The sequence below is a fragment of the Alloalcanivorax xenomutans genome (assembly GCF_900217905.1).
Classification (GTDB): Bacteria; Pseudomonadota; Gammaproteobacteria; order Pseudomonadales; family Alcanivoracaceae; genus Alloalcanivorax; species Alloalcanivorax xenomutans.
In genome coordinates this window covers 199,165-219,872 of sequence record NZ_OBMO01000004.1, presented here as the reverse complement: position 1 = coordinate 219,872, position 20,708 = coordinate 199,165, and the positions used below count along the sequence as shown (strand labels likewise).

Annotated in this window: 15 protein-coding genes; 2 read left to right on the top strand and 13 right to left on the bottom strand. The window is 57.8% G+C overall.

The genetic code is table 11. From position 1 onward, the window contains the following. Positions 1–209: 209 nt before the first annotated feature. From CRO06_RS04990 to CRO06_RS04980, 3 genes are all read right to left on the bottom strand, one after another. The gene (locus CRO06_RS04990; protein ID WP_097057871.1) at positions 210–710 is read right to left on the bottom strand and encodes a regulatory protein RecX; all 501 of its coding nucleotides are present in this window, start codon (positions 708–710) and stop codon (positions 210–212) included. Next, positions 679–1,716, bottom strand: a complete 1,038-nt coding sequence (gene recA, locus CRO06_RS04985) for a recombinase RecA (protein WP_022995256.1) — start codon at positions 1,714–1,716, stop codon at positions 679–681. The genes CRO06_RS04990 and recA overlap by 32 nt, the downstream gene beginning before the upstream one ends. Before the next feature lie 197 nt (positions 1,717–1,913). Continuing rightward, complete coding sequence (locus CRO06_RS04980; protein WP_097057870.1) at positions 1,914–2,393, bottom strand: CinA family protein; 480 nt, start codon at positions 2,391–2,393, stop codon at positions 1,914–1,916. 199 nt (positions 2,394–2,592) lie between these two features. Here CRO06_RS04980 and CRO06_RS04975 point away from each other — a divergent pair, with 199 nt between their 5' ends. After that, entirely contained in the window at positions 2,593–2,829 is a 237-nt protein-coding gene (locus CRO06_RS04975; RefSeq protein ID WP_014995436.1) for a DUF5062 family protein, read from the top strand. A 31-nt stretch (positions 2,830–2,860) separates the two neighbouring features. Here the strand turns inward: CRO06_RS04975 and CRO06_RS04970 are convergent, their stop codons facing one another. Beyond that, the gene (locus CRO06_RS04970; protein WP_097057869.1) at positions 2,861–4,258 is read right to left on the bottom strand and encodes an 8-oxoguanine deaminase; all 1,398 of its coding nucleotides are present in this window, start codon (positions 4,256–4,258) and stop codon (positions 2,861–2,863) included. Between the two features lie 486 nt (positions 4,259–4,744). On the opposite strand from CRO06_RS04970, the gene CRO06_RS04965 reads away from it, so the two are divergent. Continuing rightward, a complete protein-coding gene (locus CRO06_RS04965) occupies positions 4,745–6,811 on the top strand; it encodes a TonB-dependent copper receptor (RefSeq protein ID WP_218839869.1) in 2,067 nt (688 codons plus the stop codon). Positions 6,812–6,978: 167 nt separating this feature from the next. Here the strand turns inward: CRO06_RS04965 and CRO06_RS04960 are convergent, their stop codons facing one another. From CRO06_RS04960 to CRO06_RS04920, 9 genes are all read right to left on the bottom strand, one after another. Beyond that, the gene (locus CRO06_RS04960) at positions 6,979–7,713 is read right to left on the bottom strand and encodes a DUF5131 family protein (RefSeq protein ID WP_097057867.1); all 735 of its coding nucleotides are present in this window, start codon (positions 7,711–7,713) and stop codon (positions 6,979–6,981) included. Further along, positions 7,710–8,585: a three-Cys-motif partner protein TcmP gene (gene tcmP, locus CRO06_RS04955; protein WP_097057866.1), complete on the bottom strand. Its 876-nt coding sequence runs from the start codon at positions 8,583–8,585 to the stop codon at positions 7,710–7,712. The genes CRO06_RS04960 and tcmP overlap by 4 nt, the downstream gene beginning before the upstream one ends. Positions 8,586–8,717: 132 nt before the next feature. After that, complete coding sequence (locus tag CRO06_RS04950; protein WP_097057865.1) at positions 8,718–9,434, bottom strand: M48 family metallopeptidase; 717 nt, start codon at positions 9,432–9,434, stop codon at positions 8,718–8,720. Further along, positions 9,434–12,568, bottom strand: coding sequence for a type I restriction endonuclease subunit R (locus tag CRO06_RS04945; protein ID WP_097057864.1), 3,135 nt, complete (start codon positions 12,566–12,568; stop codon positions 9,434–9,436). Before CRO06_RS04945 ends, CRO06_RS04950 begins: the two co-directional genes overlap by 1 nt. Before the next feature lie 18 nt (positions 12,569–12,586). Further along, positions 12,587–13,852: a restriction endonuclease subunit S gene (locus CRO06_RS04940; RefSeq protein ID WP_097057863.1), complete on the bottom strand. Its 1,266-nt coding sequence runs from the start codon at positions 13,850–13,852 to the stop codon at positions 12,587–12,589. Continuing rightward, positions 13,845–15,590 carry a type I restriction-modification system subunit M gene (locus CRO06_RS04935; RefSeq protein WP_097057862.1) on the bottom strand — a complete coding sequence of 582 codons (1,746 nt, stop codon included), beginning with the start codon at positions 15,588–15,590 and terminating at the stop codon, positions 13,845–13,847. Before CRO06_RS04935 ends, CRO06_RS04940 begins: the two co-directional genes overlap by 8 nt. Before the next feature lie 60 nt (positions 15,591–15,650). Beyond that, positions 15,651–16,562: a restriction endonuclease gene (locus CRO06_RS04930; protein WP_179746470.1), complete on the bottom strand. Its 912-nt coding sequence runs from the start codon at positions 16,560–16,562 to the stop codon at positions 15,651–15,653. 109 nt (positions 16,563–16,671) lie between these two features. Beyond that, positions 16,672–19,500, bottom strand: a complete 2,829-nt coding sequence (locus CRO06_RS04925) for a helicase-related protein (protein WP_218839868.1) — start codon at positions 19,498–19,500, stop codon at positions 16,672–16,674. Positions 19,501–19,522: 22 nt separating this feature from the next. After that, positions 19,523–20,707, bottom strand: coding sequence for a tetratricopeptide repeat protein (locus CRO06_RS04920; protein ID WP_097057860.1), 1,185 nt, complete (start codon positions 20,705–20,707; stop codon positions 19,523–19,525). Position 20,708: the final 1 nt, after the last annotated feature.

The window sequence follows — 20,708 nt, the reverse complement described above, 5'->3', positions numbered from 1 at the left end:
AAATCGCCTATGGGGTGATCAAGCATCAGCAGGCCTATACCCCGCAAGTCGCTTAGAGACGGCTTGCAGGGTAGGGAGAGAGACGGTATCTACAGTGGCGTTGTAGTTCCCTCCGTGGGAGCCAGCCTGCTGTCGAATCCCGGCCAGCAAGCTGCCACAGCGGCGTTGTAGCGACCGCTAAGTTCAGGTCTTCAAGGTGGGGCTTTGGCTCAGTCCTGCTCACGTTGCTGATCCAGGGCATGGAAGCTTTGCTCGGCATCGAAGCCGCGGCCCTGTAGAAAACGCAGCTGTTTGGCTTTTTCCTTCTGGTCCGCCGGCGGATGCCGGAAACGCCGGCCCAGGACCTCGGTGGCAAGGGCGAACCAATCGCACTCGGCTTCACTCAGCGCCTCGGTAACCAGCGCCTCCCCCACCCCTTTCTGTTGCAGTTCGGCGCGAATGCGCAGCGGCCCCTGTCCCCGTTCGATTCTTGAACGGACAAAAAAACCGGCGAAACGCCGGTCATCCAGGAAGCCCTGCTCCTCGCACCAAGCCAGTACTTCGTCCAGCCAGAGCGCCGCGCCGAACTTGCGCGTCAGCTTGGCGCGCAGTTCGTGGCGGGAGTGATCCCGGCGCGCCAGCAAGCTGACCGCATACTGGCGCCCCTGGGCGGCATCGGCGGGGGCCGGGGCGCCGTCTTTACTCTTCCGTGGACTCTGGCTGGGCCGCATTTTCGGCGCTCTCTTCCGCCGGTGTACCCAACAGGCGTGCCCGGATTTCCTTCTCGATGGCGTCCGCTACCTCTGGATGCTCGGCCAGATAATCACAGGCGTTCTGCTTGCCCTGGCCGATCTTGTTGCCCTGGTAGGCGTACCAGGCGCCGGATTTGTCCACCAGGCCCTGCTGCACGCCCAGGTCCAGCACCTCGCCGAGCTGGTTGATGCCCTGGCCGTAAAGGATCTGGAACTCAGCCTGTCTGAACGGCGGCGAGACCTTGTTCTTCACCACCTTGACCCGGGTTTCGTTACCGGTCACCTCGTCGCCCTGCTTCACCGCGCCGATACGGCGGATGTCCAGACGCACGGAGGAGTAGAACTTCAGCGCGTTACCGCCGGTGGTGGTTTCCGGATTGCCGAACATCACACCGATCTTCATGCGGATCTGGTTGATGAATACCACCAGGGTGTTGGCGTTTTTCACGTTACCGGTGATCTTGCGCAGCGCCTGGCTCATCAGGCGGGCCTGCAGGCCCACGTGGGCGTCGCCCATTTCGCCTTCGATTTCCGCTTTCGGCACCAGCGCCGCCACGGAATCGACGATCACCACATCCACCGCGCCGGAGCGCACCAGCATGTCGGTGATTTCCAGTGCCTGCTCACCGGTGTCCGGCTGGGACACAATCAGGTCGTCCACATTGACGCCCAGTTTCTCGGCGTAATCCGGGTCGAGCGCGTGCTCGGCGTCGACGAAAGCGCAGGTGGCGCCTTTGCGCTGGGCCTGGGCGATAACGCTCAGAGTCAGCGTGGTTTTACCGGAAGATTCAGGACCGTAGATTTCCACGATCCGGCCCTTGGGCAGACCACCAATGCCCAGGGCGATATCCAGGCCCAGGGATCCGGTGGAGATGGAGGGCATGCGCTCGCGTTTGCGGTCGCCCATGCGCATCACTGAACCTTTGCCGAACTGCCGCTCGATCTGCGACAGTGCCGCGGAAAGTGCTTTACCTTTATCGCTCATTGAATGACCCCTGTCCGTTTATTCCTGGATTCCGCTTATTCCTTAATGACGCCGTGGCTCGCCGCTGACCGGCATGTGCCCTGGCAAGAGCCTGCTGATCGTTGGCCGGCGAGCGTCCTTCGGCCTGACCCTTTGATCAGCACTGTCTATAAGGACAGCATTATGGACACTGTCCCGCGCCACTGCAACCCCCCCCCTTATTCGAGGCGGGCCAGCAGCCCTTCCAGGGCGGCGGCGATGGTAGCATGCCGGACCTGCCCACGATCACCGTCGAAGTGGAATCGCTCGGCGCGGGCCCAGTCCGGCTGCTGCGCCCAGGCGATCCACACCGTGCCCACCGGCTTATCGGCGCTGCCGCCGCCGGGCCCCGCCACGCCGCTCACCGCCACCGCCAGATCCGCCCGGGAACGCCCCAACGCGCCCCGGGCCATGGCCAGGACGGTCTGTTCACTGACCGCGCCGGCGCTGGCCAGAATCGCTTCCGAGACACCCAGCATGCTCTGCTTGGCCTCGTTGGAGTAAGTGATGAAGCCGCATTCGAACCAGTCCGAGGATCCGGCCAGTTCCGTCATTTCGCGGGCGATGCCGCCGCCGGTGCAGGACTCGGCGGTGGCCACGCGCAGGCCCCGTTCGCGCAGGGTGTCGGCCAATGCAGTGACCTGCTCGGGTATGGTCATGGTGACTCCTGATGTTCAGAGAAGATCAAAAAAATCGCCATCCATGATGGCGGACTTTACCTACGCTGCCCACCGGTGATCCAGCAAACCGGCCACCGGTTCACGGACTGGCGCCCCGAAACCGAAGGGAAACACAGGGCATCCTTCCATCGGCTTTGTTACTCTGGGCCGTAAGTAGCCCCTGGCCTTCGGAGTCATCATGAAAAAGCTCAAGAATGAGAAGGAATGGGTCAAGAAAGCCATCGCACTCGGCATGGAGTATGGCGAGAAGCGGGGCGTGGTCGAGTTCGAGCCCACCGATTCGGCGGCACTGAAGCTGGAGTACATTTACCGCCTGCTGGTTCATGACAAGGTCATCCAGCCGCTGCCCGAGGACCAGGTTTCTCAGCAGTCGATCCAGCATAAGCTGGCGATCTGGGCGTCGAAACAGCCGTAGCCCCGCTGCTCCCTCTACCGATACAGAGGCGTCACTGATACAGACGCGTCATGACCCGGGCGTGTTCCCGTATCAGCGCCGCCGGTTCCGTGTCGAGCAGTTGCCCGTAGCGAACCCGCATCCGGCCATTGACCATGACCTGACTGGCCAGGAAGGGCCCGCACATCACCAGCGCCGCCAGCGGGTCCCGCTGCGCGCCGGCGAAGGACAGGTGGTTCATATCCACCGCCACCCAGTCCGCGCTCATCCCCGGTGCCAGATAACCGATGTCATCCCGGCCCAGCAAGCGTGCGCCGCCACGGGTGGCCAGAGTCAGCGCCTCCCGGGCCGACAGCGCGCCAGGGTCGCCGCCGAAGCCGCCGCGCCCGCCCGGCGCTTCCGAACGGTAACGGGCCGGCGCCACCCGTTGCAGCATCATCGCCATGCGCGCCTCCAGGAACAGATTGCTGGAATCGTTGGAGGCGGAACCGTCCACCCCCAGCCCCACCGGCACCCCGGCGTCCAATAGCTGGCGCACCTTGGCAATGCCCTGCCCGCAACGCATGTTGGCACTGGGACAGTGAGTGATACCCGTGCCAGTGCGGGCCAGCAGCGCGATCTCCTCGTCGTCGAGGAAGATCCCGTGGGCGAACCACACATCCTCACCGAGCCATTCCACCGACTCCGCAAACGCCACCGAACGCATGACGTACTGGCCCAGGCAGTAGTCCTCCTCATCCAGTTCCTCGGCCAGATGGCAATGCAGATGCACGCCCTGGTGGCGCCGGGCCAGCCGGGCGGCGTCCCGCATCAGCTCCGGCGTCACCGAAAACGGCGAGCACGGCGCCAGCACCAGGCGCAGCATCGAGTGGCGGCCGGCATCGTGGTAACGGCCGATCAGACGTTCAGCGTCACACAGAATGTCCTCTTCCTTCTCCACACAATTGTCCGGCGGCAAACCACCCTGACTTTGCCCCCGGGACATGGCGCCGCGGGCGGCGTGAAAACGGATGCCCATCTCCCCCGCCGCCTGGATCTGACTGTCCAGGCGGGCGCCATTGGGCAACATATAAAGATGGTCGGCGGCGGTGGTGCAGCCAGAGAGCAACAGCTCCGCCATGGCCACCTTGCTGCTGAGATAGATCGCCTCGTCGTCCAGCCGTGCCCAGATCGGGTAAAGCGTATTGAGCCAGGGGAACAGCGCGTCGTCCTGGGCCATCACCCGGGTGAAGTTCTGGTACATGTGATGATGCGTGTTCACCATCCCTGGCATCACCACATGGCCGCTCAGGTCCAGGGTCTCGTCCATCGGAAGGTCTGGTTTCTCCGTGCGCGGCCCGGCCCACAGAATCCGGTTGTCACGGATCAGCATGGCGGCATCGCGCCACTCGTGGTGCTGATCATCGAAGGTTGCCAGGTAGTCGATACGGTCGATCAATAAGGTTGTCATTGGTCACTCCGAAAACGCGGAAAAGGAAACAACAAAAGCGCGATTTCGGAGCGGATCAGAACAACTGGTGAGCAAAAGCGGTGCGTTGCCAGAACGGCCGGAACGGCAAGGCGCGCTGCCGGCGCACGCCGACCACGGGGTTTTTCCTCATACCCTGCCCTCCTGATACCTGAGTCCTTCGCCATTCGCTAGCAAGCTAGCTTCCCACAGGGGCACAACGCCGCTGTAGACCTGATAATTGACAGCAGACAGCGAAAAACTGAAAACCCTCATTCTTTAGCCGCTGTGGGAAGCCAGCTTGCTGGCGAATAGACCGCGACAAGAACCGATGCAAATACAGCGCCAGCTTGAATCAGTGACGATAAGGACAGCGCGGCAAAACACCGCAGTGAGTCCCATCCCCCTCGATGCTAGGCTCTGCGCCGACTTTGTCACCGTGTTTGGTGGCCGACGGAGTGCCCGGGTACTGACTTCTTGGATGGGATCATGAATACACCTTCTCACTTTTCTTCTCCTGCATTGCGCCTGATTCAACGACGGAGCCTTTGGGGCCCGGCCCTACTCGGAGGGCTGCTTCCTTTCTCCGCTCCGGCGCTGGCCGACGACGAGCAAACCCCGCCCCTGCTGGCCCCGGTGGTGGTCACCGGCGTGGCGCCCACTGCCGGACCGGTAATCGAGGCCAACCCGAAACAGCCGCGCCAACCCGTGCCGGCCAGCGACGCCACCGATTACCTGAAAACCATCCCCGGTTTCTCCGCCATCCGCTCCGGCGGCAGCAATGGCGACCCGGTACTGCGCGGCCAGTTCGGCTCACGCCTGAACCTGCTGGTGGACGGCGGCGAAATGATCGGCGCCTGCCCCAGCCGCATGGACGCCCCCAGCTCCTACATCGCCCCGGAAAACTACGACAAACTCACCGTGATCAAAGGCCCGCAAAGCGTGCAGTGGGGCCCCGGCGCCTCCGCCGGCACGGTGCTGTTCGAGCGTGATCCGCAATACTTCAGCGAAGCGGACGCCCTGGTGGACGCCCAATGGCTGCTGGGCTCCCACGGCCGCAACGACCAGCGCATCGACGCCACCCTCGGCAACCCGCTGGGCTACCTGCGGCTCTCCGGCAACAACGCCCGCGCCGACGACTACAAGGACGGCAACGGCGACCGCGTGCCCTCACGCTGGAAGAAATGGAACAGCGACGTGGTGCTCGGCTGGACGCCCAACGCCGACAGCGTCATCGAACTGAGCGCCGGCAAGGGCGACGGCGAAGCCCGCTACGCCGGCCGCGGCATGGACGGCAGCCAGTTCAAACGGGAAAGCCTGGGGATGCGCTTCGAGTTCCGTAATCTGGGTGCCGTGCTCGATCAAATCGACGGCCGCGTCTACTACAACTACGCCGACCACGTGATGGACAACTACAGCCTGCGCACCCCGTCCGGCACCGGCATGATGGCCGGCCCCATGGCCTCCAACGTGGACCGTCGCACCCTCGGCGGCCGCTTCAAACTCACCTGGCGCGGTCACGGCTGGGAAGCGCTGGCCGGCGTCGACGCCCAATCCAGCGAACACCGCAAACGCAGCGCCATGGGCGTGGACTCCTATCGCGGCGAAGCCTGGGACAAAGACGCGGACTTCCACCAGTACGGTGCCTTCACCGAAGTCACCCATGCCGTCACCGACAACGGCCGCATCGTCGCCGGCGCCCGCCTGGACCGCAACGAAGTGCGCGACTTCCGCGACGCCGCCGACAGCGCCACCGCCGGCGATACTCGCGGCGACACCCTGCCCAGCGGCTTCCTGCGCTATGAAGCGGATCTAAACCAGAACACTAACTACTACATCGGCATCGGCCACGTGCAACGCTTCCCCGACTACTGGGAACTGTTCTCCCCCGGTAGCGGCCCGGCCGGATCACTCAACGCCTTCGACGCCATCGAACCGGAAAAAACCACCCAGCTCGACATCGGCAGCCAGTACCGCAACGGCAACCTGGAAGCCTGGACCTCTGCCTACGTGGGACAGATCAACGACTACATCCTGTTCACCTACCAAAGCGGCATGATGGGCTACAGCACCGACGCCGATAACATCGACGCCCACATCGCCGGCGCCGAACTCGGCGCCCGCTACCGCTTCACCGACAACCTCAGCGGCGACGCCACCCTCGCCTACGCCTGGGGCCGCAACCGCGACGACAGCGAACCGCTGCCGCAAATGCCGCCGCTGGAAGCCCGCTTCACCGCCACCTACGAACAAGGCAACTGGAGCGCCGGCGCCCTCTGGCGGCTGGTCGCCGCCCAACACCGCACCGCCAACAACAAAGGCAACGTGGTCGGCCGCGACCTCGGCGACAGCAACGGCTTCGGCGTCTTCTCCCTCAACACCGCCTACCGCATCAACCACCAGTTCACCGTCAGCGCCGGCGTCGACAACCTGTTCGACAAAGCCTACGCCGAACACCTCAACCTGGCCGGCAACGCCGGCTTCGGCTTCCCCGCGGACACCCGCATCAACGAACCGGGACGGATGTTCTGGGGGAAAGTGGATTGGCGGTTCTGAAGGTCTAACGCTCTTTTAACCCCCCTCTCCCTTGAGGGGAGAGGGGCCGGGGGAGAGGGTGATACAACGGTAGGAAGCTTGCCGGGCGGCGCTCCGCTTGCAAGCGAATTCTTTACCGTCTTCGTTCGCCGGCAAGCCGCCCCCAGAGCTAATCAGGCCCTCGCCCCTCAAGCCATCGCCACCGTCGGAATCATGTCCCAAACCTTGCCATCCAGCGTTCGCCCGTTTGCCTTTTTGTTACGGAGCTTGCCGTCTTCGCCCCACGCCCCCCACTGCTTGAAGAAAAAGTCCACACCGGCGCGTTCGCATTGGTCACGTATGGATAATGCCCATTCTTCCTTCATGGGGCGGGCCCCATGACCCGACTCTCCGCCCACGATAACCCAGTGGATGCCTTGCAGCTTTAACCGGCCCAACCCTTCAAGAAGCGGCTCGATCGATAAGAAGCGTGTTTTTGCCTTGATCGCCAGAAGATCCGGAATGCGAGGCTTGCCATACTTTTTGTCTTCGACGGAGACACCAAGCCAGGCATTCTCCGGAACCGGCCTGGTCAGAAAATAATCACGCATATTCCCACTGCGCTTCGTCAGTATCTGATAGGTGTGCTGCGGGGTCGCACGAATAACGTCCATCACCTGATCAATAAAGGCCTCTGGCACGCCATCCTGAAACAGATCGCTCATGGAATTGACGAAGTACATGGTGGGTTTGCGACGCTGAAGGGGCTGATTCAAGCGCTCGGGAACCAGACTAAGCTTGAATCCATTCTCATAACCGGGAGCGCCCATCGCCTGCAGGCGTTTCGCCATGGTCTCCGCATAGCAATGCTTGCAGCCAGGAGACACCTTGGTGCAGCCAGTCACCGGATTCCAGGTTCTTTCCGTCCATTCGATTTTGCTCATGGCACATCACCACCTACATCCTTTTCGATAATATGGGAGACCGCTTTCTCGGCCAGCCCCCACGCTTTCGGCTCCGGATTGGAAACAGCAAAGAAAAACAGGAAGAGCGGCCTCCCTTTGTTTTTTTGCAAAACCGGTTTTGCCACATAAGGGAATAGCTCGCCCAACCTCGCCCTCACCCATTTCTGCAACTCATCCACATTGGTCCTTTCCGCCACGGGCGTCGGATCACCATCACCGAAAAGATCACCGATCATCGGCAGGTCAACCGGCTTGTAAAGCGCTTCCTCCCACTTGTCCGTACCGAGAAGCCGATTCAGCGTCTCACGCCACTCTGGCCTGATCCGGTCCCCATCTCGGGGCATCATCCGCAGAATGACAGAAATGGGAAACAGCAGCCAAAGGTCGACCTTTTCTGTTATCGCCACATGCTCCAACGTGGACCAGTCAAGCTGGGTACTGTATGGGTCGAGGAACAGGACCGCGCGATCGCGCCCACTCAGACTTGAGCAGAAAGCAGGCACAAAGGCATTGGCATCCTGTTGATATATCTCGATCTCTTTGTAGGGATGCCGATCCCTGATAGCCTCAAGTTCCGCGATGTGAGCCGGGTTCAGATCATTGAAATGATACTGGTGGAAAGCGGGATCAACCGAAAGCGCCACTTCCACCGAGCCTTTGAAGTCTTCATAGGGAATCAGCATATCCTGATTCTCCACGGTAGCCGGCGAATGGGAGCCGGTACCAGCAAAGGCGTCCGCATAATGCAGTTTAAAAGGCTGATTCTTGAGTGCGGTAACGTAGAAACGCAAGTACGCTTCCAGAACCGTCAATTTCTTCCTAGTCCATATACCCCCAAATTGGTGTTTCATGTTTCCTTACCCCCAAACTATAAAACTGTCCATATGGTCAGTTTTATAGCTCTACCAAATGGCATTGTCCACCCTTGGGGCTTGGGCGATAAGCATTCGGCGGATCCAACTTCCACGCCCTGCGATTGGCGCCTATAGAGCCGTTACCACATACCCATTCCGCTTCAACCATTCCCGGTTTTCCTCATAGTCCGACAGAACCTTCCCCACTTGCGCCCAGAACTCCGGCGAGTGGTCATGACGGATCAGGTGACAAAGCTCATGAACCACCACGTAATCCACCATCCGGTTCGGGGCCATCATGATCCGCCAATTGAATTGCAGCTCACCTTTGGAGGTACAACTACCCCAGCGGGATTTGAAGGTCTTGATGGTCACGCCGGTAGGTGCGACACCAACCTGGGGTGCCCAGCGGGCGACTTTTTCCCTTAGCTTCAACTCGGCTTGGCGCTTGTACCACCGGACCAGGGCATTGCGGATCATGCGGGGTTGTTCCGCCCCTTGAGGAACGGACACGACCAGTCGACCTTGCACAAGCTTGACCGGGGCAAAAGGCCCTTTTTCCACTTTAAGGCGGTAGTTGCGGCCCAGGTAGGAGAAAGACTCGCCAGAGACATATCGTTTGCAGCTGGGCGGGGCCATTTCCTGGTGGAGGGCGATCTTTTCCTTAATCCAGCGACGCTTGGATGCCAACAGGTCATCAATGCGCTCCAAAGAAGTCTCGATGGGCACTACTACCGTTACCGCCCCCTCTTCCACCCGAATGTCCGCGGACTTCTTTCGGTTGGTGCGGATCACCTCAGCAATAAAGCCTTTGGCCTCTCTGTATTCAGGCTTGGTCAAACGCATCACTGAAACTTCGTCTTCGCCAGATCCATAAACCGCTCCTGTACCGTATTCACGATGGCCTTGTCGCCAAAGGAACAATCCAGGATCGCCCGTTTGATGGCCTTCTTCATGCGCTTGATCTCGTCCGGCTTCTTGAAGAAATCCACGATCTGCGTGGCTTCGTCGAACATCTCCACCAGCGCCTGGGTGGTGGCCTTGATCTCGTCCTCCACGTTCTCGCCTACCACCTCGTCGCCACTGTGCTGCGCCACCTCCGCCATGAGGATGTTGTAGAAGGCCAGCTCGGTTTCGGTAAGCCCCAGATCTTCCGCAGCCTGTTTGTGCTCGCTTTCCAGGGTGCCAACCATGTCCAGCAGCAGCTCCAGCTGCTGCTCCCACTTGCCGTTGGTCTTCTCGATAATGTCGCGCAGGCGCAGGCTCAGGGACTTGTAGTATTCCGGGTCTTCTTCCAGGTTCACGGTGATGTGGTGCTTGATGGCGCTCTCGATTTCGGAGGCGCGGGATTCCGGGGATTTGATCTGCTCCACGGATTCACGGAAGTTGGCCGCCATCAAGTCCACCGGTGGGATCTTCGGGTCAACGCCGGTGCTGATGATGTGCTCATCCACCAGCTGCCGCACCTTTTCGCCCGCGTCGGCGATATTCAGGCCCGGGTCGCGGTAGCGGTTGCGGGCGGCGTTCTGCACCTTGCCCCACAGCTTCAGGTCGGCAATAAACGGCCTGGCCGCCGGGTCGGGCAACACCACATCCATTTGCGTAGCAAAGCACTTGTAGGCCAGCTCGAACTGCTGGCGGATGTCTTCGTCCTTGAGGAACAGCACGTAGTCATCGATATCGGAGCCTTTCAGGCCCGCAAACACCTGCGCCACCCGCGTATGCGCCGCCTTCAGCTTGGGGATCTCGTCCTTCAGGGTGACATAGGTGCCCTCCACGTCATCGCTGCTGAACTGTTCCAGCGCCTCGGTGAGGTAATCCGACAGGCCGTAGTAATCCACCACAAAGCCCGCTTGCTTGCCCTTGTAGGTTCTGTTCACCCGCGCAATGGCCTGCATCAGGGTGTGATCCTTCAGGCTGCGGTCGATATACATCACCTGGGCGATCGGAGCGTCAAAGCCGGTGAGCAGCATGTCCTTCACGATCAGGAAAGTTAGTGGATTTTCGTTCAGGGGCTTCTTGAAGGCATCGATGGCCTGCTTCTGCTGGGTCTTGTCGGTGTACTGGGCGATATAGCCCGGATCATTGTGGCTGCCACTGATAATCACCTCGGACAGCGGCGCCCCCAGCTCATCCAGGGTCTTCTTGTACACCGTGGCCGCATGGCGGCTTCCTACCACCACCATGGCCTTGAAGCCATTGGGCTGGATACGCTCCCGGTAGTGCTTGAGCAGATCCAGGCACACCCAGCGAATCCGCGCCGGGGCTTCGCGCACCGCCCGCTCCACACCGTATTTCTTGCGAATCTCGCGCTTCTCGTCGTCGCTCTTGTCCTTAAAGTATTCGTCGAACAGCTTGTCCAGGGACTCGCCCACCACCTCGGTCTGGGCCTGGCGGCCTTCGTAGATGATGCGCACCGTGGCGCCGTCTTCCACCGCCTCATTGATCTTGTACTGGTCAATGTAGCCGCCAAAGGCCTGATCCATCTTCTGGGTCTTCAGCAGCGGCGTGCCGGTAAAGCCGATCTTGGGGGCATTGGGCAGAGCCGCATTGATGGTGGCGGCCAGGCCGCCGAACTGGGTGCGGTGGGCCTCGTCGGCCAGTACGATGATCTTGTCGCTGGGGTTCAGATCAGTAAAGTCGCCTTCCGCCTCCGCATCCTGAAACTTCTGTACCATGGCGGTGACGATGTCAGAAGCGTCCTTGGTGAGCAGTTCCTTCAGCTTGGCCACCGAACTGGCGTTATGGATGGTTTCGTTCTGGGCATCGCGGAAAGTGGCGGAGAGCTGGCTGTCCAGCTGGGTACGGTCGGTGACAAACACCAGCTTGTACTTCTGCAGCTCCGGATCGCGGCGCATCTTCACCGCCAGCATGACCATGGTCAGCGACTTGCCCGAGCCCTGGGTGTGCCACACCACGCCGGACTTTTCTTTCCGGGTGGTGCCGTTTTTCAGCCGCTCGATCACCTTGTTCACCGCCCGGTACTGCTGGTAACGGGCCACCTTCTTGATCAGGCGGCCTTCCACCGGCTCGAACAGGATGAAGTTGCGGATCAGATCAAGGAAGGTGTCGCGGCTGAACATGCCCATCAGCAGGCGTTGCTGGGCAGTGATATCAGTCTGCCCAGACTCTCCAGTCCCCTTGCCCGCAGCAATGGCCTTGGCCTGTTCTAAATAAAAGGCAGAGGGCACCTCTCTCAATTTTCTGCCGAGAGGCTCGCTCATCGCTGACTGCCTATTCCCGTCTACCGACGACGCCAACAGTCCGCGGATATCCGCATCGGTATAGGGATAGGCATCTTTCCAGTCGCCATAATGCTGGGCCATGGAACTGATGGTGCCAACCCGGGCCTGGTCCCGGCAGGTGGACACCATCAACTGGTTATACCAGAACAGCTTCTGCGCCCCTTCGTCGTCTTCCGGGCGGCGCAGGTTGGCGTAGCGGCGCAGCTGGTTGATGCCTTCCCCGATGGCATCCGCCACATAGGGCGATTTGCACTCGATCACTGTCAGCGGCAGGCCATTCACGAAGCAGACAATATCGGGAATGATATTCTGGTTCAACCCCTCCACCTTGAACTGGCTGGTGCAGAGAAAGTCGTTGTTGGCCGGGTTATCGAAATCCACCACCGTGACGGTCTGGCCCTTACGGCCGGAACCTAGATCCTGCTCCACCGCCAGGGCGTTATCGCCAGTGCAGCAGAGCATTTCCCACAGGGCCTGGTTGTATTCAATCAGGCCTGCGAAATTGGGGTGGGTAAACTCGCGCAGCACCTTGCGCAGGTTATCCTCGCTGATCCACGGGTTCAGGCGGCGTAGGGAGGCCTCCAACCGTTTCACCAGCACCACATCGCGGTAATAGCTGCGTTCATCCCCCGGCTGTTCCGGTGCCAGTTCGGCACCGGGCACAAACACCCAACCCAGCTTGGTCAGCTGCTCAATGGCCGGGATTTCGACTTTTTCGGCTTCGTCCTGAAACATAACGAGCAGTCATGCCGATCAGGCGACTGCGTTCTCCTTGTTATCGACGTTGACTCTGACCTTGCCGGTAAGGAGGTCTTGCATTAGGGCTTTTTTCATAGAGCTTTGCCCCTTTTCCTGTTCTTCCTTTGCCGAGATCAGCAATTGGACTGACTGAATTTTTGAGTAAATCGCTTTTTGCTCTTCTAAAGGCGGAACAATACAAAGAATTCGCCTTATATCCTCAATATTGATTCGAGTAACAGTCGTACCGATAGACAATTCATAAATTTCTAACTTGGCACGCTCTGACGTTAAAAATAGCGAAAAGAAGGATGGGTAGACTTTCTCTGAATCCGGCCGGAGCAAAACCATTCTTTGCCCCATACACACCTTCACCCCTTCTGGAACCATACAAGACTCACCAGCAGGGGCTTCTCTTGTAAATAGAACATCCCCAACTGACGGCACTGCACGCCTTGTCCATTCGTTAAACCCACCTTCCGTTGTGAATCTCATATCCTCTCGAACAAGCTGCCCATTCTTCACATTGCTGGTTCGAACGACCATATATTCTGAACTTTCAACATACGGCGCAGTTTTGTGTTCACAATCAATAATTCTGTTAACCACACTATCGAGGGGAAGGACATCCCACCCCTCCGGAATCCGCCCCACCGGCGAATCCTTAAACGCAGTATGCCCAATGCCTTTGGTCAACAGCTCCTGCATCATGCCGGTTTTCAGGTCTTTCAGCTTATCGATCTGTGCGCGTGTTTTTTCGATCACGTCATCGACGGAGGACAGGATGGCTGCGATTTTTTGTTGTTCGGGGAGAGGGGGAAGCACGAAGTCCAGATCAAAAAAATCACCAACACCTACATTGAGAAGACCGTGATTTCTGGCCCCTTCCTTGGCAATTTCGTTGACCTCCTCGACAAACCAGTGACTATCAAAGAAATAGACTGCGAATTTATCGTCAACGCCTTCTCCTTTCATGGAGAAGCAAATATACAGGGGGGAAAGAACTCCCTCATCATACATTTCAAGCCTACGAACAACGCCTACCGGGTAGCCGTGTGAGTAGCTTTTGTTGTATGCAAAATCGCCCTTCTTAAGATGAAAGTAGTTGGAGAGGTTATCGCTGGCGACAATCTTGTTAAAGAAGTCTTTCTGATTAACTAGCCCGTGCACAGCTGAGATGGTAAGCACATTGGTATTACCAGCAGAGTTTCGCCGTTTCATTCTTTCCGAAACTGAAGATAGGGGCACACGTTTCCAGTCTTTAGGTATTGAACTAAACATACCCCAGTTCCTTCAGATACCCCTTCATCACGCTTTCAGCTTCCGCCACCTGGGCATCCAGCTCACTCAGTGATACCCGATACTTGTCCCACCACCGCTCCAACTGGGTAATGACTTTGGCATCCACTTCACCCACGGCCTCACGAATGGCTTCCTTGCTGTCGATCTCCGGCTTGAAGTCGTAATACCCTTCATCCGCTGAGGGCTCTCCATCGTCACGGCGCACAAACACCGCAGACACATCAAAGTCTTCCAGAATCTCTTCGCGGATGTATTCACTTTCCACTTCCCGAACCGGGATGCCGCCGTGCAGGATGGCGCGCACGTCGTAGATTTCCGGGGGCGGGCTGGTGTCGGCGTAGCGGCGGATGTTGAGGTTGAAGTCGTTTTCTTCGATTTCGGCCAGCGGCACCACTCTGGAGTAGCGCTTGATCTCCTCGAAGTTCTCAAAGGTCTGAACGATCCTGGCGATATCCTGCTGGCGCAGTTTGTTCTGGTTCTTGCCTTCCTCGTATTCCAGCTCGCTGTTGATAAACAGCACCTTGCCTTTGCGCTCGGCAGTCTTGTGCTTGTTGATGATCAGCAGGCAGGCGGGAATGCCAGTGCCGTAGAACAGGGCGGCGGGCAGGCCGATGACGGCTTCCAGCAGATCATCATTGAGGATGCCCTGGCGGATGGCCTTTTCGCTGGAACCCCGGAACAGCACGCCGTGGGGCATGACCACACCCATCATGCCTTCGGCATTGAGGCTGGCGATCATGTGCTGGACGAAGGCCAGGTCGCCGGCGTCCTTGGGCGGGGTGCCGTAGGGGAAGCGGCCATAGGTATCGCTGTCGGCCTCTTCCTTGCCCCACTTCTTCAGGCTGAAGGGAGGATTGGCGATCACCCGGTCGAAGGTCATCAGCGCGCCGGCTTCGGTGTGCTGCGGCTCGCGCAGGGTATCACCTTTCTTGATATCGGCGCTGTAGACCCCGTGCAGGAACATGTTCATCTTGCAGATAGCCCAGGTGTTCAGGTTCATCTCCTGCCCGTAGAGGGACAGGTTGGACGGGTTCTCGCCGTGGGAGGCCAGGTAGTTGCGGGTTTGTACCAGCATACCGCCGGAACCGGCGGTGGGATCGTAGATGCGCATGCCGGCGTGGGGCTTGAGCAGGGACACCAGCAACTGCACCACTTCCGATGGGGTGTAGAACTCCCCGCCCTTCTTACCGGCGCTGTCGGCAAACTTCTTGATCAGGTATTCGTAGGCGGTGCCGAGCAGGTCGGAGCGCTCGAAATCTTCGTTACGCAGCCGGTGGCGGCTGAAGTGGCTGAGCAGATCACGCAGTTTCTTGTCGGTGAGCTTGTTCTTGATGTTGAAGTCGATGGTCACCAGCACCCCTTCCAGGGAAGGGTTGTACTCTTCAATGGCCTCGGTGGCCTTATTCAGCTCGGCACCGATATCGTGCTTCAGGTCTTTCAGGGCATTCCAGCGCGCGGTGGCTGGCACGTAGAAGGTTTTGTCGTACTCATCCTCATCATCGGCCAGCGCTTCGGCCTGCTGTTGGGTCTTGCCCTTGCCCAGGTAGTACTGCACCACGGTTTCCCGGGCTTCCTCGAAGGCATCGGACAGGCGCTTGAGGAACAGCATGCCGAAGATGTAATCCTTGTACTCGGAGGCATCCATATTGCCGCGCAGGATATCGGCGGCTTCCCAGAGGAAGGATTCAAGTTGTTGCAAGGTGAGCTTTTGGGCCATTGATACTTCTCAGTGTTGTCTGGTATGTCCCATGGACGGCAGTGATGACGGCGCGGCTGATTATTCCTCGTTGAAGTAGTCGCTGTCGACCTGCTTCACCTCGTAGGTTTCCTTGATCCCTACGCCCAGGTTGTACTGTATCATCAGCTTGGCCAGTTCCTGGCCGTCGATGAGCACGATCTTCTTCTCGATCCGCCCCACGTAGTCACGGGCGTCGCCGCTGAACTTGGAGGTGGTGATAAACACACCCTTACGGGCCCGCTGCATGTCCAGCGCCCCGGCGAAACCCTGCACCTCCGGGCGGCCTACTACCTTCTCGGTATAGCGCTTGGCTTGCAGATAGATCACATCCAGGCCCAGCGGGTCTTCCTTGATGATGCCGTCGATACCGCCATCGCTAGTGTAGCGGGTGGCTTGCCCGGCATCCTCCCGGGATCCCCCGTAGCCCATGGCCAGCATCAGATCCACCACCAGTTTCTCAAAGAAGGACGGCGTCGCCGCCGTGATGGTATCCAGTAGCTCATCGGCCAGAGATTCCATCAATGAGGTATGGGCCTGCTGCAGCTGCTCGTCCGGCGTATCGCTACTAGTCTCTACATCTTGCCGCTCCGTGTTTTCTTCTCTAGGGGAGCGGGTGTGGAAATCCACAAACTCCTGGTAATTCTTCAGATAGCGCACGGTGATCCGTTCCGGACAATCCTCCATGGCTTTTCGGCCACGGTCGGTAATCTGGATCAGCCCCTTGCCCGGACTGGTGAGCAGCCCGGCTTTTTTCATGTAGGTCCGCGCCCAGCCTACCCGGTTCTTGATGTAGGTCTGCTTGCCCGAAGGCAGACGCTGGGCACGCTCTTCCTTGGTGAGGCGGAAGTGTGTGCATACATCCTCCTGTACCTCCGCCATGAGTTTCGGGCTGCCATCATTGATGGAAACCAGCATGGGGCGCATGACGGACTGGAAATCGGGTATTGGCAAAACTTTTTCCTCTAGTTATCCAACCGAAGCTATTCGGTCTGTTTTTCATAAACAGAGACTATAAATTCAAATAATTATCATTATCCAAACCTATGAATCGATAACAATTTCATTCTGCCCTCCTCCCTCTACCTTTCCAGCCTGCTGAAATCCACTGCATCTGGTCTGGCAGCAACGTTTCGGAGCTCTGCGCCGCAAGGAACTTCTCCATACGCTCACTAGCAAGCTGTAGCGAGGCTTTTCGCTGGGCTTTGTCTGTGTCTTCGCATTCTGAGGGCGGGCATGGCTGCATCAGCCACTCGCTGAACCAGGGTGGATTCAAGCTTGCATTGCCATTTTCCACTGCCACCATGGCCAGTTCTTGGCGTGCTCGCCTGCCACGGTCATTCTGCCAACGAGCTACCGCGACAATAACGGATTCGGATTGGTAGCCACTGCCGGCCACTGCTGTGCCTCCGAAGTCATACTTTCGAGCCAACGCGATCAACCCTTTGAATAGCCAGTTATCCATATTCATTGGCAGTAGCTCTGGCTTTTTGGCTGCAAGCATTCGATCAAAAGCCAGGCCAAAGCGGCTACGGACAACACCCAGGGACTCCATCGCCCCTTCGGTGAGCTTTATTTGCCAAACAAGCCCCTTGTGGGTCTTCTCCATGACCTCAAAACCAACAATTCTGGCCATTCCCTCGATAAAGGCTTGAAGGTGCTCGACAGTAACAACCAGCTCACCAGCCACTTCCTTGTTGTCCAGATTGACAGCATGCTTAAACAGTTCCTGCTGTTCAGAAGCTGCTTTCTTGGCCCGCTCAAGCGCTTCATTGATACGCTCACTGGTACGTTCCAGCTTATCGTTAGCCGCCTCAGCCAAAACCTCCTCAATATCGACTAAATCAGCCAGCTCACCAAGAACATCTTCCTTGATGGCATCGTTGAACTCATGCCGCTGTACATTGGCCATATCCTGAGCGACAGATTCCAGTCGGTCGTAAAGGATGCTGAGAACCTGCTCATCTGCGCTGTCTGATTGGTGAACATTAAAGACAACAACCCGCTTCTTTTGGCCATAGCGGTAGAGACGGCCTACACGTTGCACCAAGCGCATAGGATTCCATGGCAGGTCGTAGTTCACCATGATGTGGCAGCGATGCTGCAGGTTGATACCTTCACCGCCCGCTTCTGTGGACACCAGAAACTGGGCACCGCCATCCTCTTCGAAGGCGGCAATGGCTTCACGACGCTCCTGCATGTCCATACCACCATGAATCAACACGCAGCTGTCATTGCCGAACCGAGCATCCAGGGCATCCTTGACCCACTTTTGAGTGCTGCGGTACTCAGTAAATACCAGGATTTTTTCCTGAGCATTCTCCTTGATGACCGTCTCAACCAGACCATCCATGAAGGCACGACGTTTGGCATCGTTGGCTTCGAGACTAGCCGCCTTTGCAATTAGCCCTTCTAGAATGCCCTCTTCGCCGGGGAAGAATGGAGATGCCTGGGTTTTCTGGGCCTCTATCTCTTCCTGTTCCCCTTGGTAGCGCTCGTCATCATAAAACTGCGTTGCCTGCTTTTCTTCACCTCTCAAGCGTTCCAGCCGCCGCTGAAGAGCCGTATGTATTGCCGCCACGCTAGAAGCTGCCAACTTGCGATACACTGTCATCACAAAGCCGATGGCACGCCCTTTGGCTTTCCCATCCCAATCTTGGGCTGCATAGCCTTTGCGCAGGTATTCACGGAGCTGTTTATCGAACTCAACAGCTTCTTCCGAAAGGGGCACATCGATTTGCCGCACAGTTTTCCCGTGAAACAGGAAGTTGCCTTCCATATCAGTGACATCTGCCTTGTAGTTACGGATAACCATGTCGCTGATGATTTCGGGGTTTAGGGCAAGGGTACGGATCTCACTTTTACGATCCTGGTCCAGCAGCTCCAATAGCGCGCCAAAGCTGTCCTGCTTACCCTGGTGGGGCGTCGCGGTAAGCAGCAGTACGTTTTGAGCACGTTTGCGCAACTTATGTAGCATGGCGTAGCGCTGGCTGGCATCCAGTTTGTTGCCATACTGTCTGCGTGACAGCCGGTGCGCTTCGTCAACAATCACCAAGTCCCAATCGTCAGCCTGAAGCAGGATATTCAGGTTATCATCCTGTTTGAGGCGGTCCATTGAACCGATTACATGGTTTTCTTTTTTCCAGTCCCTGGGATCGTGGATCTGGAAGTCATCCCCGTAGATTCTGAATCCTTCGAACCCGAACTTGCCGTACAGCTCTTCTTTCCACTGCCTGGTCAGGCCGGCAGGGGTGATGATGAGGACCCTGTCTGCCTCACCTTTTGCCATGGCAGCGTGAAGTAACAGCCCAACTTCAATGGTTTTACCCAGCCCCACATCATCCGCAATCAGCCAGTTATAATGACCCGAGCCGATGATGTGATGGACCAAATGGATCTGATGGGGAAGAGGATCAACGTCGAATGTCGCCAATGCCCCGGTATTTTCATTCCATAGCTGGATCGCCCAGGAAAGCAGGCGGAGCCGCTGCCTTTCCTCCCCTCCTTCTCCCTCGAAACGTCCAAGATTAAAGCTATGGAGAGCTCCACGGACTTGGCGCAGACGCTGCCAGGGCAACCAAAGGCGCTGATTGTTCTCCTGAAATTCGACGAGAGCTTGAGCATGACCAGCAATGTTCCGTGTTGCGCGGACAATCCCCCAGCCCAAAGGGTTTTGGGTCGCTCTTACTGGACAATGCTCGACCTCCATATCGCGCATCAGACCCGATGTCAGGTCAGTTTCCGGGTGAGAGACTGAGGCCTTACGCTTTACCCAATAAACTTTGACCCTTGCGGGAATCTCATCAGATACTTTTTGCACCAGACCAACATCTTTGGCGTCTTGGCTGTCTTTCAGTCGGACAAAAGCACCCTCTACAATCGGCATCACCATAACTACCCCTCTTCCACCGGCATCACGTTATGATCCTGTAGCCATCGCGAAATCCTGGCTCATACCATTCTTCATAGCCTTCGCCCTGATCATCAAAGAATTGATATTCGATATACGAGGGTATAGGTTGGCCGCAACGCTCTGACATTCTTTCCATGTGCGCCAGAATATAATCAAGATAATAAGTAAATATCGGGAAGGCATTCAGTTGCTTGGGGGATGCGCCCCATTCCTCGAAACAGTCCTCCACGAACAATAAGACTTCGTCAACTGAATCCACTCTCAGGCCTCTAAGCAGACGTAACCCTAGCTGCCATGAAACATTTGGCCAGCCGTCTTCAGCCTTGTTCCTTCTATATGATCGGTTATACCCCCCTCCACCCCACAACTGCCTAAGATCATGCAGAATCTCTAGCTCTACGGGAGTTGCCTCTTTCTCGACCAACAGTTCCCGGATAGCAGACCGAGTTTTCCAATGGCTACAGTGGTAACTGAGAACTTCAATAAGGATTTCAATATCCTTTTTTAACCAACCCGCTTCGACAGCAATCTCGGCTGCAATGCCTTCCGCCTTCTCCCAATGGGTCAAATGGTCGGCTAGTTCATTCTCGTCATCATAGTAATCTGCGTCATCCGGAATCGGTTCGACGTACAGGACATCATCGGCCCCGTCATCCTCCTCATCATCGTCTTCTGCAAATAGCTCAGAAAGATCCTCCTGAAGATTCTCTAGCTCTTCTATGGACGGAATATCCTCATCATCCTGCTTTGGCTCTACGAGCTCGCTCTGCTGATCGAAACCGGGGATGTCTGTCAAAGGGGCAGAAGTCCTGCCCGCTTCAGCCTCACTTCCAGGCTCTTCCTCTCGATCACCCTCAAGAGGAGCATCGTCGTTAGCCGGCCTCAGTCCACGAGTATCCACACCGTATTCATGGTCCAGATCAAGGGCCGGCTCTTCCTCTGCTGCCTCGCCAAAGTAGGTAATGTCTTCCTCGTCCAGGTCAGGAGTGACATAGCGGTTTTGAAGTGAGTAGCGCAGCCAATGAGCGGCTTTTTCGGGTTGCTGAAGGCGCCGATACACCCGCCCTAGTGCCGCAGCCACACGGAAGTCCCCGGGCTGTCTGGCCATGTGCTCTTCCAAGAATTCTGCCGCAGTCTGCGGACCGCCCCGCTGGAGCAATGATTGCGCGTGCAGGAGCACTTCCACA